Below are 14,722 nucleotides of genomic sequence, written 5' to 3' on the forward strand. Positions count from 1 at the left end.
CCCAGGCGGAGACCCACCATGATCCACGCCCTGCCCACCGATGACTTCCTGGCTGCGGTCCAGGACTTCGACCGCCATGCCCGGCTGGGCGAGCGGCAGGTGCGTGATCATCTGCAGGGCCGCCGGGGCGCGTGGTCGGCGGAGCGGCCGTGGAACCCCCTGCACCGGCATCCCCAGGCTGCGCGACTGAGCAGTGACCTGGTGCTGCGGCCGGTGGCCGGGCGCTCCTTGGTTCGGATGGGGCTGTACGCTGACATGGGCGCGGCGGAGTCGGCCTTGGGGGTGTGCCACGACCTGTACGAATTTGCCCACGACCTGGCCCAGGCAGACGATGAGCACGGCGCCTGCTTCGCCGCCTTGTTCAAAGGCCAGCCCATTGGCAGCGAGGTCCATTTCGACCACCTGCTGTGGCGCCAGTTGCAGACCATGCACGGCGTGGATGCGCAGTACTTCGATGGGGGTGACCCGGCCAGTGTGGATGCGACCAAGGTCCAGTTTGCATTCGGTGGCCGCGTTTACGTGGTGGTGGGGCGGCATCAGGGGGCTGGCGCCTTGCCGCGACCGTCCATGGTCTTCTACCCAGTCTGGGAGGCGTGGCGATGACATCGCAAGCCCTGGCACGCTATTGGGACAAGCGGGATTTTTCCGTCACCGCCGAGCCCCGAGGACAGCAGGTGGCCGAGGCCCAGGGTTGGACCTTCGTCATTCAAAAGCACGCGGCATCGCACCTTCACTACGATTTTCGTTTGGAGCTGGGCGGCGTGCTGGTGTCCTGGGCGGTGCCCAAAGGCCCGAGCTTTGACCCGAGCGACAAGCGCATGGCGATCCACGTGGAAGACCACCCCTTGTCGTACGGCGATTTCGAAGGGACCATCCCGCCCAAGCAATATGGCGCGGGCACCGTGATCGTGTGGGACAAGGGGCGGTGGGAGCCCGTGGGTGATCCACAGAAAGGCCTGGCGCAGGGCAAGCTGGTGTTCGCCCTGCACGGTCAGAAGCTGGCTGGGCTGTGGGAGCTGGTGAAGATTGCCAAACCTGGCGACCGGCAGGAGGCCTGGCTGCTCTTCAAGAAGCGCGACGAGTTCGCCCGGCCCCGGTCTGAGTACGACGTGGTGACCGCCTTGCCCGACAGCGTGATCGCCAAGCCGATCAAGGCGCCTTCAACAGCGTCCCTGCCGGCCACGCTGGCGCCGCAGCTCGCCACCTTGGCCACGGGCGTGCCGGCCACGGGGCGCTGGTTGTTCGAACTCAAGTTCGATGGCTACCGCCTGATGACCCGAATCGAGCATGGCCAGGCCAGGCTCATCACACGCGGTGGCCATGACTGGTCTGACAAGATGCCAGCGCTGGTGCAAAGCATCGAGCGGATGGGCATCCAATCGGCGTGGCTGGACGGTGAAATCGTGGTGCTGGGTGACGATGGCGCACCCCACTTCAATGCGCTGCAAAGCGCTTTCACCCACCACACCCGCACCGATCAGATCATCTATTTCTTGTTCGACATGCCCTTCCTGAATGGCCAGGACTTGCGCCCCTCGCCGCTGGAAGCACGCCGACAGCAACTCAAGGCCTTGATCGATGCCAAAGGGTGCGAACCGATTCGGTTCAGCGCCGATTTCGAAGCAGACCCGGCCTCCATCCTTCAATCAGCCTGCCAGTTGAAGATGGAAGGCGTCATCGCCAAGCGGGCCGATGCGCCCTACACCTCCGGCCGCTCCGACACCTGGCTCAAACTCAAGTGCAAGCAACGCCAGGAGTTCGTGGTGTGCGGCTACACCGACCGCAGCGATGGCTCGGCACAGGTGGGCAGCCTCCTGCTGGGGGTGCACGACGGGAAGGGCCCACTGATCTCGGTGGGCAGCGTTGGCACCGGCTGGAGCGCGCAGGAGGCGCGCGACTTGAAAGCGGCTTTGGCCAAGCGACACAGCGCCCAGGCGCCTTTCGCGGCGGGGGTGGCCAAACCGGGCCGGTGGTCCAGGCGTGTGTTGGGCAGCGAGCGCTGGGTTAAACCCACCTTGGTGGCCGAGGTCGAGTTCGCCGAGTGGACCACCGATGGCCAGATCAGGCAGGCTTCGTACGTGGCGCTGCGCAGCGACAAGCCTGCCAAAGCCATCGTGCGCGAGGTGGCCAAAACCGTGGGGGAGTCAGCAGCCATGCCTGCTTCAAGCGCATCGACCACTTTTGGCAAAGTCAAAGTCAGCCATGGCGAACGGGTCATCGACCCGGCCTCGGGCACCACCAAGCTGGCACTGGTGCGTTACTACGAATCAGTGGCCGACTGGATCCTGCCGCACCTCAAAGGCCGGCCGTGTTCCCTGGTGCGGGGCCCGGAGGGCGTGGGTGGGCAGCTCTTCTTCCAGAAACATGGCGGCACCATCGGCATCCCAGGCATCCCAGGCATCCGGGAACTCGATCCCGCACTGTGGCCTGATCACGAGGCCTTGCTGGAGGTGCCCAGCGTGTCGGCCCTGCTGAGCGCCGCGCAAATGAATGTGATCGAGTTCCACACCTGGAACTCGCGCAGCCGCCACATCAACAAGCCCGACCGCATGGTGTTTGACCTGGATCCCGGTGAAGGCACATCCTGGGCGCATGTCCAGGAGGCGGCCATGCTGGTGCGGTCTTTCCTGACCGAGCTGGGCCTGGCCTCCTGGCTGAAGACCAGTGGGGGCAAGGGACTGCATGTGGTGGTGCCCTTGACGCCGCGCCTGACGGCCGACACGGTCAAGGCATTCTCCAAAGTGATCGTGCAGCACCTGGCCACCACCATCCCGACGCGCTTCGTGGCCAAGAGCGGGCCGGCCAACCGGGTGGGCAAGCTCTTCGTCGATTACCTTCGCAATGGCCATGGCGCCACCACGGCCGCGGCGTTCTCAGCCCGGGCCAGACCCGGTCTGGGCGTGTCCATGCCGGTGGCCTGGGACGAGTTGCCCACCCTGAAAAGCGGGGCCGACTGGACCGTCGCCACCGCGCGGGATCGCTTGTCCTTCCAGGCCGAGGATCCGTGGGCGGACTACTGGACGCACAAGCAAACCCTGAGCGGGGCGATGAAAGCGCTGGGCTTCAAGCCATCTCCCGCAGGATCGACATGAGCTCCTCGGGGTCCACCGGCTTGGTGAGGTGCCGGTCAAAGCCTGCGTCGTCCGCGGCTTGCTTGTCCTGCGCCTGGCCCCAGCCAGTCACAGCCACGAGCAGCATGTGGGCACCCCACGGTTGTTGCCGAATCAACTTGGCCACCTCGTAGCCATTGAGCTTGGGCAGGCCGATGTCCAGCAAGGTCAATTCCGGCAAGAACTCGCCCGCCAGGCGCAAAGCGGCCATGCCATCGCCCGCGCTGCGCACCTGATGGCCTTGCAGGCCCAGCAGCATCTCCAGGCTTTCGGCGGCGTCTGCATTGTCGTCCACCACCAGGATTCGCATGGTTCGCAGGTCGCTTTCGTCGGGCTTGTCCACCTGGGTTGCCGCGGCGCGAGCGCCGGGGGCCAAGGGCAGGGTGACCACGAACTCGCTGCCTTGGCCCGGCCCATCGCTGTGCGCTGACACGGCGCCGCCGTGCAGCTCGACCAGCCCGCGCACCAGGGCCAGGCCAATGCCCAGGCCACCTTGCGAGCGCTCCAGCGCAGGCGTCAGTTGCGAGAACATCTCGAAGATGGTGGCCAGGTGCTCGCGGGGGATGCCCAGGCCCGAATCGCGCACCGTCACGGTCGCGTGCTCGCCCACCTGTTGCACGCTCAGCCAGATGCGGCCACCGGGCGGCGTGTACTTGATGGCGTTGTTGAGCAGGTTCAGGATGACTTGCGTGAGCCGCGTTGGGTCGGCGTCCAGCACGATGGCCTGGTCGGGCAGGTCCAAGGTCAAATCGTGCGAGGCGGCCTGCACCAGGGGCGTCGCGGCTTCGAGCGCGCCGTGCACCGCGTGGGCCAACTCAACGCGTTGTCGGCGCAGTACCAGCTTGCCTTGGGTGATGCGCGAGACTTCGAGCAAATCGTCCACCAGGTGGGTCAGGTGCTGCAACTGGCGCTCCAGCACTTCGCGCGTCCAGCGCAACTGGGTGGGGTCCAGGGTCTGCAGTTTGAGCAACTCGACCACATTGCGCATGGGGGCCAGCGGGTTGCGCAATTCGTGAGCGAGGGTGGCCAGGAACTCGTCCTTGCGGCGGTCGGCTTGTGCCAGGCGCTCGCTGATCTCTTGCCACTGGTCTTCCGAATGCTTGCGCTCGGTGATGTCGATGCCCAGGCCGTACAGTGTCACCGGTTTGCCTTGCTCATCGTAGACGGCGCGGCCCCGGCCTTCCATCCATCGCCATTGCCCGCTGGCATGCCGAAAGCGGAACTCGACGCTGTAGTCGGTGCCCTGGGTCACGGCGTGTTCCACGGCCTCGCTGACCTTCGGGAGGTCTTCATGGTGAACGAGGTCGAAAAAGTCGGACCCGGTGCCGACAAAGCCCCCGACGGGCAGGCCCATGAGCGCTTCAAGCTGGCGGCTCCACCAGACCTCGTTGGTGGCCAGGTTGCGGGACCATGCGCCCATCTGGCCGCCCTGCATGGCCAAGCCCAGCACATCGGCGGTTTCCTGCAGTGCCTTTTGCGCCTCGTGTTGGGCCGCCAGGGCGGCCTCGGCGTTCTTGCGCGACTGAACCAGTTCGTTCTCGTACTTGTGTCGGTCGCGGACCACGATGACGGCCAGCTCGTGGTAAGTGGTGTCGCCATGTCGCTTGCGGATCGCATTGAGCAGCATGGGCACGTGGCCGCCATCGCGGTGCATCATGTCGAGCTTGACCTCGGCCACCGAGCCCTGGATCTGGAGCAAGGGCGACCAGTGGGTCTGGTAAAACACCCGGCCCCCCATCGTCAACAACTCCTGCACCCGGCGCTGGCCAATCAGGTCGGTGGCGTCTTGACCAATCCACCGGCAAAACGTGCCATTGGCGCGAAGGATGGTGCCATCGGTGCTGGTGAGCAGCAAGCCTGACGCGGCCTGCTCGTAGAGCGCCTCAGCGGTGGGCAGCTGGGGGGGCGCGCTGGTGAGCATCGGCTAGACCTCCTGCTGGCGCAAAAAATCAGCCATGGCATCGGCGCTCGCGCTGGGAGCGCTCAGGTGCGGGCAGTGACCCACGTTGTCGATGATGCGCAAGGTGCTGCCCGGCATCGTGCGGTGCATGTACTGGCCCACGGACTGGGGCGCGATGATGTCTTCGCTGCACTGCAGGATCAGCGAAGGGGTGGTGACCAGGCTCAGCTCGGCCCGGTGGTCGGACAGGAAGGTGACGCGGGCGAAATGCTTGGCGATGTCGGGGTCGGTGCGGCAGAAGCTGTTGGTCAACTCGATGCCCAGTTCAGGTTGCATCGGCGAGCCCATGATGGCCGGCGCCATGGTGCTGGACCAGCCCAGGTAGTTGCGCTCCAGTGTGCTCAGCAGGTCGTCGATGTCGGGGCGTGTGAAGCCGCCAATGTAGTCGCCGTCGTTGATGTAGCAAGGCGAGGGGCCGATCATGACTTGCGCCGCGAAGCGATCCGGGGCGTTGATGGCGGCCAGCATGCCGATGCACGCGCTCACCGAATGCCCGACGAAGACCACGGGGCCGTCGGCGAACTCGTCGATGATTTCGATCAGGTCCGAGGCGTAGCCCTGCAAGGTGCCGTACTTGTCCCTGTCATAGGCCGACAGGTCGGAGCTGCCACTGCCCACCAGGTCGAACAGGACGGTTTTGAAGTGGCCTTGAAAGTGGTGGGCCATGAGCCGCCACATGTGCTGATCGCAGCCGAAGCCATGTCCAAAGACCATGGTCGCCTGGCCTTGTCCGGCCGTTTGCACATGGTTGCGTGCCTGAATGCTCATTTGTGCTCCAACAAGACTGATGCCAAGGGCGATTACCTCACAGCGGGTCTGCGGTTTGCCTTGACAGCCCCAAGATGCTGGCTCATTCAAGCCAGCGGTTTCTCACTCAGGAGCAACTTATGAACCAGGCGGCAGGCATGGGCAAAGTTTTGGTGGTGGATGACTGGCGCGACGGGGCCGAAAGCCTGGCCATGCTGTTGAATTCGGCGGGCTACGAGACGGCCACCGCCTACAACGGCGCCCAGGCCGTGGAGTTGGCCAAGAGCTTTCAACCGGACACGGTGATCCTCGACATCAACATGCCCGTGATGGATGGGCACCAGGCAGCGCGCGAATTGCGGCAGACTTTGCCGGATCGGCATTTGATCCTGGTGGCCTTGACCGCTTTGGATCAGCGCACACGGCTTGGCAGCGTGTCCGATTTCGACCTGTACCTTCAGAAGCCGTGTGACACGGCCTTGTTGTTGAGCTTGATGAGCCATCTGCACTGACGGCCCGTTTGGCGCCTCAGTGCTTGGCGGGGCGAGCGTGCCGCTTGAAGAAGCGCAGCATTTCCTGGGTGGCGTCCGGGCCCTTGGCATCGGTGTACGAACCCTGCGCGCGCCCCCCCGACCAGGCATGCGCCGACCCATGGACCACCCACTGCTCCGCCATCACCCGGCCTTCGCCATCGTGGTGGCGTCGGCGGGTGTAGGTGTGGCCATTGGCTGAACGCGCCTGTTCCTGTTCCATCACCGTGCCTTCGGGCATGTCCGCCATCAGGTGGTCACCATTGACCGGGTGCACCGTGGTATCGCGGTCCCCATGGAAGACGATGATGGGGGCGGATGCCGCCCGCTTGGAGGCAGGCCGTGGCGCGCCGCTCTTCATGGCCATCAAGGCGCTGCTGACATCGCGGGCCGAGCCCACCGGGAGGCCCGAGTGCACGCCCACCGCCATGAACAAGTCCGGGTAGGCCTGGCCCAGGATGGCGGCCATCGCCCCACCCGCTGACAAGCCCGCCACGTAGACCTGGCCGGGGTCGATGCCGTATTGCTTCATCACGTCGCGCGTCATGTTGGCGATCATGGCGGGCTCGCCGCGGTCACGCTGCTGGTGGTTGTGCTTGAACCAGTTCCAGCAGCGCTGGGCATTGGCCTGCTGCGATTGCGCGGGGTAGAGCACGAAAAAGCCCTCGGCCTGCGCCGCGTCATTCATGCCCGTGCCGGCGGCGAAGTCGTCGGGGTTTTGGGTGCAGCCGTGCAACATCACCACCAAGGGCAGGGGCTGACCGGTGTAGCCCGGGGGCACGTAGAGCTTGTAGTCCCGGGTGCCGATGGCATCGCGGTGCGTGGCGCTCAGGAATTGGCCGACGTGGTCCTGGGGTCTGTTGGGGGACACGGGTGAAGGTGGGGCTTCACCCGGTTGAACCACCTCGCGGGCCACCACATCGATCACATTCAGGTCTGGCCGCGCGGGCGCTTTCGCGTGGGGCTGTGTCATGCCAGAGCGGGCCAGGGCATCCTGGATCGCCGCCGTGGCCGAGCCCAGGTCGCCCGCCAAGGTCAGGCGCGAGGCCTGGCCCATGAGTTGTTTGAAGAGAGGATTCACGTGAGGTGTCCCGGTTGGGTGAGGTTCAGCGCAGGCGGTCGGCCAGCACGGCTTTGACGGCGGCGCTGGCATGCAGGGCCCCCATCACCGTCAACGAGTCGATGGTGGCCAGGGCCAGTTCAGGACTGACGTCTGGCGCGATGGTGGCGAGGCCCAGCACGCGAATTTGCAGGGTCTGACCCGCCGCCTGCACGGCGCGCAGGTCATCGGCGCTGAAGTGCTGGATGCCCAACACCAGCATTTTTCGAGCCACCACCTGCCGGACCACATCGGCATGGGCTGACAACTGGTGGCGGATCGCGGTGCGGATCAGGTCGGTGCGGTTGGCATAAAAGCCCTCCTGCACCAGAAGGTCGATTTGGCCCAGGTCAACCACACCGATGTTGATCGTGATCTTTTCATCAAGCGGTTTGCTGGGGGCGGAATGGGCGGCGGGTGCTGGCATGAAACCATCCTATCACCATCCAAGTGGATGGTGCAATGACCTTGCCTCGTCGGCAGTGGGGGTGTAGGACAGCGCTGACAACGCATCGCGGTGAACGCTGCTGGATATCGGACAAGGCCTTCGCCTTAATGGTCCATCCTCGTCTACCTGGGTTTTGACATTCATGAGCATTGCTGGCGACGCCGACGAAGCACCTCCGACCTCGTTCAAATCAGAACCGGACCGGGTGTTGCTGCACATGCCGGTGGACGTGCGCAGCGCGTCGCTGGCCGTCATCGCCGCTTTGCTGTGCCTGTTCGCGCTGCACTGGGCTCGCGCGGTGTTCGTTCCTTTGCTCTTGTCCATCATGTTCACCTACGCCTTGACGCCGGTGGTGGATGCACTGTGCCGCTGGCGCCTGCCCCGTTCGCTGAGCGCGGCCGTGCTGATGCTGGGGCTGGTGTCGGCCATTGGCGCCGGGGCCTACACCCTGCAGGACGACGTCGACAACATGATCCAGTCGATGCCCGAGGCGGCGCGCACCTTGCGCAAGGCGATTCGCGGCACGCACGCGCAGGCCGACAGCAACATGGACAAGGTGCAAAAGGCGGCCAACCAGTTGCAGCTGGCGGCCGAGCAATTGAGCCAGGTGAACTCATCCGGTGGCGCTGGCATCACGCGTGTGCGGATCGAGAAGCCCGCCTTCAACATCAATGACTACGTGGTGGTGGGCACCCTGGGCATCGTGGAGATGATCGGCCAGTTCACGGCGGTGTGCTTCATCACCTACTTCATGCTGGCCTCGGGTGACATCTTCCGGCGCAAGCTGGCCCACATCGCCGGGCCCAACTTCGCCAAACGCAAGATCACGGTGCAGGCCCTCAACGAGATCACGCAGCAGGTGCGGCGTTACCTGGTGGTGCAGATCGTCACCAGCATTGGCGTGGGCCTGGCCACCAGCCTGGCCTTCTGGGCGCTGGGCATGAAGCACGTGGCCGTGTGGGGCATCGCTGCAGCGGTGCTCAACCTGATCCCCTACCTGGGCTCGATCGCCATCTGCGTGCTGTCGGCCATCGTGGCGCTGACGCAATTTGGCTCCATCGACAAAGCCATTCTGGTGGCGAGTGTGTCGGTGGTGGTGCACGTCATCTCTGGCTACATGATCACGCCCTGGCTCACCAGCCGCACCAGCCGCCTGAACACCGTGGTGGTGTTCGTGGGCATGCTGGCCTGGGGTTGGTTGTGGGGCGTGTGGGGCTTGCTGCTCGGCACCCCCATCCTGATGGCCATCAAGGCCGTGTGTGACCGGGTGGACGAGCTCAAGGCGGTGGGCGAGTTGATGGGCGGGGTCGAGCCGTCCAAGGACAACGCCGCCATCAACGTGCCCTGAGCGGGCGCGGCCGGATCAGCCTCGTTCGACTTCCGGCAGGATCGCCAGGGTCTGGGCCGGGCCAAAGATGGTGGCAAAGGCCACGTCCTTGGCATCGCGGCCCGTGGCGATCAGCACCAGGTCGCGCGGGTCGGACATGCGGGTGGGGTCAAACAACTCCCAGCGGCCGCCCACATAGGCTTCGAACATGGCGTGAAAGTCCGGCGGCGGCGTGTCGAACATGGCGTAGCCCACGGCCAGCCGTGCCGGGATGTTCAGCGCGCGGCACAGGGTCACGCCCAGGTGGGCAAAGTCGCGGCAAACGCCCGCGTGGCGCAGGAACACATCGCAGGCCGTGGTGGTGCTGTCGCTGGAGCCGGTTCGGTACTCGATGTTCTGGTGGATCCACTCGCAGATGGCCTCGACCCGTGAGCAGCCCGGGGGCACCTTGCCAAACAACTTGACCGCCGCCGAGGCCAACAGGTCGGATTCGCAATACCGCGTGGGCATCAGGTTGTGCAACACGTTGTCGGGCAACTCGGCAATGGGCAGCTCGGGCGCTTTGCGCCGCCGAGGGGGCCTGGTGACTTGCACCTTGGCCTTGTAGCGCAAGGTCAGCGCGCCGGCCGGGGCCTGCACGCGCAAAAAGCGTTGACCGGCTTGCGGATCCTCGTAGACGCGGTAGTGCGCGCTGGGCGTGATCTTGAGCGATTCGGACTGGATGTGCTGATCCTGGCCTTCGAGCGCGTGGATCTGGAACACGAAGTCGGTGGTCTGGGCCAATTTGTAGGACAGCTTGCAGTCGACATTGAACAAACGTGGTGTGGTGCTCATGATGGTTGCTTGGTTGTGAGTCATGGATTGGTGAGCTCGAACTGTTTGGTCACGAATGACCAAATCATGCGCGAGGCGTCTGGGCCTTTTGCATCGCTGTAGGCCTGCCGGGCCAGCCCCCCGCTCCAGGCGTGGTCGAGGCCGTCGATGGCGCACAAGGTGGCCACCGTGCGGCCGCCCCGCACCTTGAAGTCGGTCACCGTCATGGGGTGGCGTTGGCCCCGGCTGACCTGTCGGCTTTTCTCGACATGGGGGCCCGCCGCTTCGGCCCACAGTTTGGCCGCCGCCTGGCCATTGCTGGCCGAGACGATCGCGTCCCGGTCACCGTGGATCACCAGCAGCGCAGGCCAGTCGGTGGTGGTGGACAAGGCCTGCGTGGCGCCACGGCCCCGCATCGCGGCCAGTGCCGACACCGTTGATTCGGCCGCGCCCGGCGGCACGCCCGAGTGCATGGCCAGGGCCTTGAACCGGTCAGGGTAGCGTGTGACCATCAAGGCGGCCATGCTGGCCCCGGCTGACATGCCCGCGATGGCAACGCGGGCGGGGTCCACCTGGTACAGCTGGCTGACCTGCTGCACGGCCGTCATCAGGATGGCGGCTTCGCCATAGGCCGTTTTGGTGCGTGTGCCATACCAGTTCCAGCAGCCCTGAGGGTTGGCCCGGCGGTCCTGTTCGGGGTACAGCACCAGGAAGCGTTCACGCGCCGCCAGGCGGTTCATGCGGGTGCTGTGCGCGAAGGACTGGGCGTCCTGCCCGCAACCGTGCAGCATCACCAGCAAAGGCAGGCGCTCATGCCATTGAACGTCCGGTGGTTTGAACAGGTGGTAGCGGCGCGCGCCCATCGGTGACAGCGCCACCCCGGGGATCCACTCACCCTTGAGTTGGGTGCGCGGTGTGCTGGCCTTGGGCGCGCGCAGCGACTGGGCCAAAGCCCGGCTGCCCGCCTTGATCGTGCTGCGGGTGATGGCACTGACCGCCCGCTGGAGGGACCCAGTCCAGATGGATTGTTTGGAGCGCCTTGCCATGAACTGACCTGAACTGAGCTGTTGACTTCAGCCTCCATCCTCTGGCCGACCCTGTCGGGGTGACACCAGACACGCGCCCCGGATCTTGTAGGACATTGCCGCGTCTTGCGATTGGGATGCCTTGAACCGGCCGCAACTGCCTGACAATTCCCAAGCCTTCCTCCTGGATTCACGCGGATTCTCAGATGCCCGAACAGACTTCTCATGAAACAGCGCACTTCCAACGCGTCTTGACGCGGCACCTGACCTTGCCGCTGGGGGTGGGGGCGTTCAGTGCCATGGCGTTCATCGGGCTGATTTTCTTCCTGCTGTCGCAACTCAACTGGGTGGAGCGCACTCAGCGGGTCATTGGCAAGGCCAACGAACTGAAAACCGTGATCCTGGACCAGGAAACGGGCACGCGCGGCTTCCTGATCACCGGCGAGGACAAGTTCCTGGCGCCCTACAACCTGGCCAAACCCAAAATGGCCTCGGCGTTGCTGGACTTGAAGGGAATGGTGCTGGACAACCAATTGCAGCTGGACCGGGTCAACCGCATCGAGGCGCTGCAAAAGCAGTGGGACGTGTTTGCCCAGCGCGTCATTGCGCTGAGGCGCACCGAGGGTGATTACCTCAGCATCATCCGGGCCGAAACCGGCAAGCAACTTTTCGATGAAATCCGCCGCGAAGTGCGGGAGTTCATCGGCGAGGAAAACAGGCTCCTTCATGAGCGCAATGACACGGCCCGCAGCACCACGTTCTGGGTCATCGTGACTTACGTGAGCCTGGTGCTGATCCTGAGCGGGCTCATCGCCCTGAGTGGGCGGCGCCAGATCATGACCCTGTCGACCAGTTACGGCGACGCGCTGCGCCAGCATGTGCTCAGCACCAAAGCCTTGCAGGAGAGAGCCTGGTTCCGCATTGGGCAAACCCAATTGGCCGAGCGCTTGCTGGGCCAGTTGACCTTGCCCGTGCTGAGCCGCCATGTGCTGGAGTTCATGGCCGGTTACCTGGGGGTGGCCGTGGCCGCCCTGTACGTGCGCAATCAGGCGGGCAAGCTGCAGCGGGTGGGGGCCTATGGGTTTGACAAAAACCATGAGCAGGCCGAGCAAAGCTTTGACCTGGACCAGGGCCTGGTGGGACAGGTGGCCATGGATGGGCAGCTCAAGCATGTTCCCCAGGTGCCTGACCATCACTTCAAGGTCACCACCGGCCTGAGCACGGGCGCGCCCACCGATGTGGTCCTGCTGCCCATCAGCAACGATGGCCAGGTCAATGGGGTGATGGAGCTGGGCTTCATGCGGCCTGTGGTCGAGCGCGATCTGGAGTTGCTGCGCATCCTGGCCTCCAACGTGGGCGCCTCGGTGGAAGCCGCGCAATACCGCCAGCGCCTGCAAGACGCGCTGGAAGAAACGCACCAGCTCAATGAAGAGTTGCAGACCCAGCAGGAAGAATTGCGCACCGCCAATGAAGAGCTGGAAGAACAGTCGCGCGTGCTGTCGGAATCTCAAGTTCACCTGGAACACCAGCAAGCGGAACTGGAGCAGATCAATGTGCAGCTGACCGAGCAGGCCTTGATCGTTGACAAGAAGAACGACGCCCTCAAGCAAGCCCAGGCCGAGCTCGAGAACCGTGCCGACGAGTTGCAGCGCGCCAGCCGCTACAAGTCCGAGTTCCTGGCCAACATGTCGCACGAGTTGCGCACGCCGCTGAACAGCTCCTTGATCCTGGCCAAGCTGCTGTGGGACAACAAGGCCGGCAACCTCAATGAAGAGCAGATCAAGTTTGCCAAGACCATCTATGGCGCGGGCAACGACCTGCTCACCCTGATCAACGACATCCTGGACATCTCCAAGGTGGAAGCCGGTAAGCTGGAGCTGACGCCTCAGGTGGTGTCGTTGCACAACCTGGTCGAGTCGCTGCGCATGACCTTCGGTCCGCTGGCCGGTGAGAAACACCTGGCATTCGACATCCAGGTGGCGGCCGATGCGCCAGCCTCGATCTTCACCGACCGCCAGCGTGTGGAGCAGATCCTGAAGAACCTGTTGTCCAACGCCATCAAGTTCACGGACCAGGGCCAAATCTCCATGGCGGTGCAGGGCCGCGCCGATGGCCGCCTGGCTTTCGCCGTGTCGGACTCGGGCATTGGCATCGCGCCGGAGCAGCAGGAAGTCATCTTCGAGGCCTTCCGCCAGGCCGATGGCACCATCAACCGGCAGTACGGCGGCACGGGACTCGGCCTGTCCATCTCCCGCGAGTTGGCGGGCTTGCTGGGTGGGGCCATCTTCGTGGACAGCGAGCCGGGGCGAGGCAGCACCTTCACGCTTGACCTGCCCCAGCAATGGGTGGACCACTCGGGTGAGCAAGCCGCGACCACGTTGGCACCGCCGGCTGCGCCAGTGCCGGCCAGCCCACCCCCCGCGCCGACCGAGAGCATCCCGGCCTTTGCCGACGACCGCCCGGCCATTGCCGCTGGCGCGCGCCTGGTGCTGGTCATCGAGGACGATCCGCAGTTCGCCGCCATCTTGTTCGATCTGGCCCACGAGATGAACTACCAGTGCCTGGTCGCCCATGGCGCGGCCGAGGGTTTCCAGCTGGCCACGCAGCACCTGCCCAATGCCATCCTGCTGGACATCCGCTTGCCGGACGACTCGGGCCTGACGGTGTTGCAGCAGCTGAAGGACCACCCGCAGACGCGCCACATCCCCGTGCACATCGTGGCCGCCGAAGACGTCCGCGAGGTGGCCCTCCACATGGGCGCCATCGGCTTCGCCATCAAGCCCACCACGCGTGAAGCCCTGAAGGAAGTTTTCAGCAAGCTGGAAGAGAAAGGCGCCAAGAAGGTCAAGCGCGTGCTGGTGGTGGAAGACGATGCCCGCCAGCGCGACAGCATCGTGCACCTGATTGGCGACGACGACATCGAGATCGCGGCGGTGGAGCGCGGCGAGCAAGCCCTGGCCCTGCTGCGCACCACGGTGTTCGACTGCATGGTCATCGACCTGAAGCTGCCCGACATGGACGGCAGCGAACTGCTGGAGCGCATGACCCGCGAAGAGATCTGTTCCTTCCCGCCCGTCATCGTCTACACCGGCCGCAACCTCACGCGTCAGGAAGAGACCGAGCTGTACAAGTACTCGCGCTCCATCATCATCAAGGGCGCGCGCTCGCCCGAGCGCCTGCTGGACGAGGTCACGCTGTTCCTGCACACGGTGGAATCGCAGCTCTCGGCCGAGCGCCAGACCATGCTGAAAACCGCGCGCAACCGCGACAAGGTGCTGGAAGGCCGCAAGGTGCTGCTGGTGGACGACGACGTGCGCAACATCTTTGCTCTGACCAGCGCGCTGGAGCAACGCGGCCTGCTGGTCGAGGTGGGCCGCAATGGCTTTGAGGCGCTGGCCAAGCTGGAGCAGGTGGACGACATCGACCTGGTGCTGATGGACATCATGATGCCCGGCATGGATGGCCTGGAGGCCACGCGCCGCCTGCGTGCCAACCCCGCATTCGCCAAGCTGCCCGTCATCGCGATCACGGCCAAGGCCATGAAGGACGACCAGGAGCAATGCCGCCGTGCGGGCATCAACGACTACCTGGCCAAGCCGGTGGAGCTGGAGCGCCTGTTCTCGCTCTTGCGCGTGTGGATGCCCGCCATGGAAAGGCTCTGAG

The 14,722-nt window shown here is 64.8% G+C and carries 11 protein-coding genes; 5 read left to right on the forward strand and 6 right to left on the reverse strand.

Annotation, left to right across the window (positions count from 1 at the left end):
* The first annotated feature begins 18 nt into the window (after positions 1-18).
* Both PSV38_RS18725 and ligD read left to right on the forward strand, forming a co-directional pair.
* On the forward strand, positions 19-603 hold the full coding sequence (locus PSV38_RS18725; RefSeq protein WP_300550199.1) for a YqcI/YcgG family protein: 585 nt from the start codon (positions 19-21) through the stop codon (positions 601-603).
* On the forward strand, positions 600-3,092 hold the full coding sequence (gene ligD, locus PSV38_RS18730; protein ID WP_300550201.1) for a DNA ligase D: 2,493 nt from the start codon (positions 600-602) through the stop codon (positions 3,090-3,092). Before PSV38_RS18725 ends, ligD begins: the two co-directional genes overlap by 4 nt.
* Here the strand turns inward: ligD and PSV38_RS18735 are convergent.
* Both PSV38_RS18735 and PSV38_RS18740 read right to left on the reverse strand, forming a co-directional pair.
* Positions 3,064-5,031, reverse strand: coding sequence for an ATP-binding protein (locus tag PSV38_RS18735; RefSeq protein WP_300550203.1), 1,968 nt, complete (start codon positions 5,029-5,031; stop codon positions 3,064-3,066). The genes ligD and PSV38_RS18735 overlap by 29 nt on opposite strands.
* A gap of 3 nt (positions 5,032-5,034) precedes the next feature.
* Complete coding sequence (locus tag PSV38_RS18740) at positions 5,035-5,838, reverse strand: alpha/beta hydrolase (protein WP_300550204.1); 804 nt, start codon at positions 5,836-5,838, stop codon at positions 5,035-5,037.
* Between the two features lie 137 nt (positions 5,839-5,975).
* Between PSV38_RS18740 and PSV38_RS18745 the strand changes: the two genes are divergently transcribed.
* The gene (locus PSV38_RS18745) at positions 5,976-6,329 is read left to right on the forward strand and encodes a response regulator (protein ID WP_300550206.1); all 354 of its coding nucleotides are present in this window, start codon (positions 5,976-5,978) and stop codon (positions 6,327-6,329) included.
* A 16-nt stretch (positions 6,330-6,345) separates the two neighbouring features.
* Here the strand turns inward: PSV38_RS18745 and PSV38_RS18750 are convergent, their stop codons facing one another.
* Both PSV38_RS18750 and PSV38_RS18755 read right to left on the reverse strand, forming a co-directional pair.
* The gene (locus PSV38_RS18750; RefSeq protein WP_300550208.1) at positions 6,346-7,428 is read right to left on the reverse strand and encodes a PHB depolymerase family esterase; all 1,083 of its coding nucleotides are present in this window, start codon (positions 7,426-7,428) and stop codon (positions 6,346-6,348) included.
* A gap of 25 nt (positions 7,429-7,453) precedes the next feature.
* The gene (locus tag PSV38_RS18755) at positions 7,454-7,873 is read right to left on the reverse strand and encodes a CopG family transcriptional regulator (protein ID WP_300550210.1); all 420 of its coding nucleotides are present in this window, start codon (positions 7,871-7,873) and stop codon (positions 7,454-7,456) included.
* Positions 7,874-8,036: 163 nt separating this feature from the next.
* Here PSV38_RS18755 and PSV38_RS18760 point away from each other — a divergent pair, with 163 nt between their 5' ends.
* Positions 8,037-9,242 carry an AI-2E family transporter gene (locus PSV38_RS18760; protein ID WP_300550212.1) on the forward strand — a complete coding sequence of 402 codons (1,206 nt, stop codon included), beginning with the start codon at positions 8,037-8,039 and terminating at the stop codon, positions 9,240-9,242.
* A 15-nt stretch (positions 9,243-9,257) separates the two neighbouring features.
* Here the strand turns inward: PSV38_RS18760 and PSV38_RS18765 are convergent, their stop codons facing one another.
* Together PSV38_RS18765 and PSV38_RS18770 are read right to left on the reverse strand one after the other, a co-directional pair.
* Positions 9,258-10,055, reverse strand: coding sequence for a transglutaminase family protein (locus tag PSV38_RS18765; RefSeq protein ID WP_300550214.1), 798 nt, complete (start codon positions 10,053-10,055; stop codon positions 9,258-9,260).
* 20 nt (positions 10,056-10,075) lie between these two features.
* Positions 10,076-11,080: a PHB depolymerase family esterase gene (locus PSV38_RS18770; RefSeq protein ID WP_300550215.1), complete on the reverse strand. Its 1,005-nt coding sequence runs from the start codon at positions 11,078-11,080 to the stop codon at positions 10,076-10,078.
* A gap of 185 nt (positions 11,081-11,265) precedes the next feature.
* Between PSV38_RS18770 and PSV38_RS18775 the strand changes: the two genes are divergently transcribed.
* A complete protein-coding gene (locus PSV38_RS18775) occupies positions 11,266-14,721 on the forward strand; it encodes a response regulator (protein ID WP_300550217.1) in 3,456 nt (1,151 codons plus the stop codon).
* Position 14,722: the final 1 nt, after the last annotated feature.

This window comes from Aquabacterium sp., from assembly GCF_029946005.1.
Lineage (GTDB): Bacteria > Pseudomonadota > Gammaproteobacteria > Burkholderiales > Burkholderiaceae_C > Aquabacterium.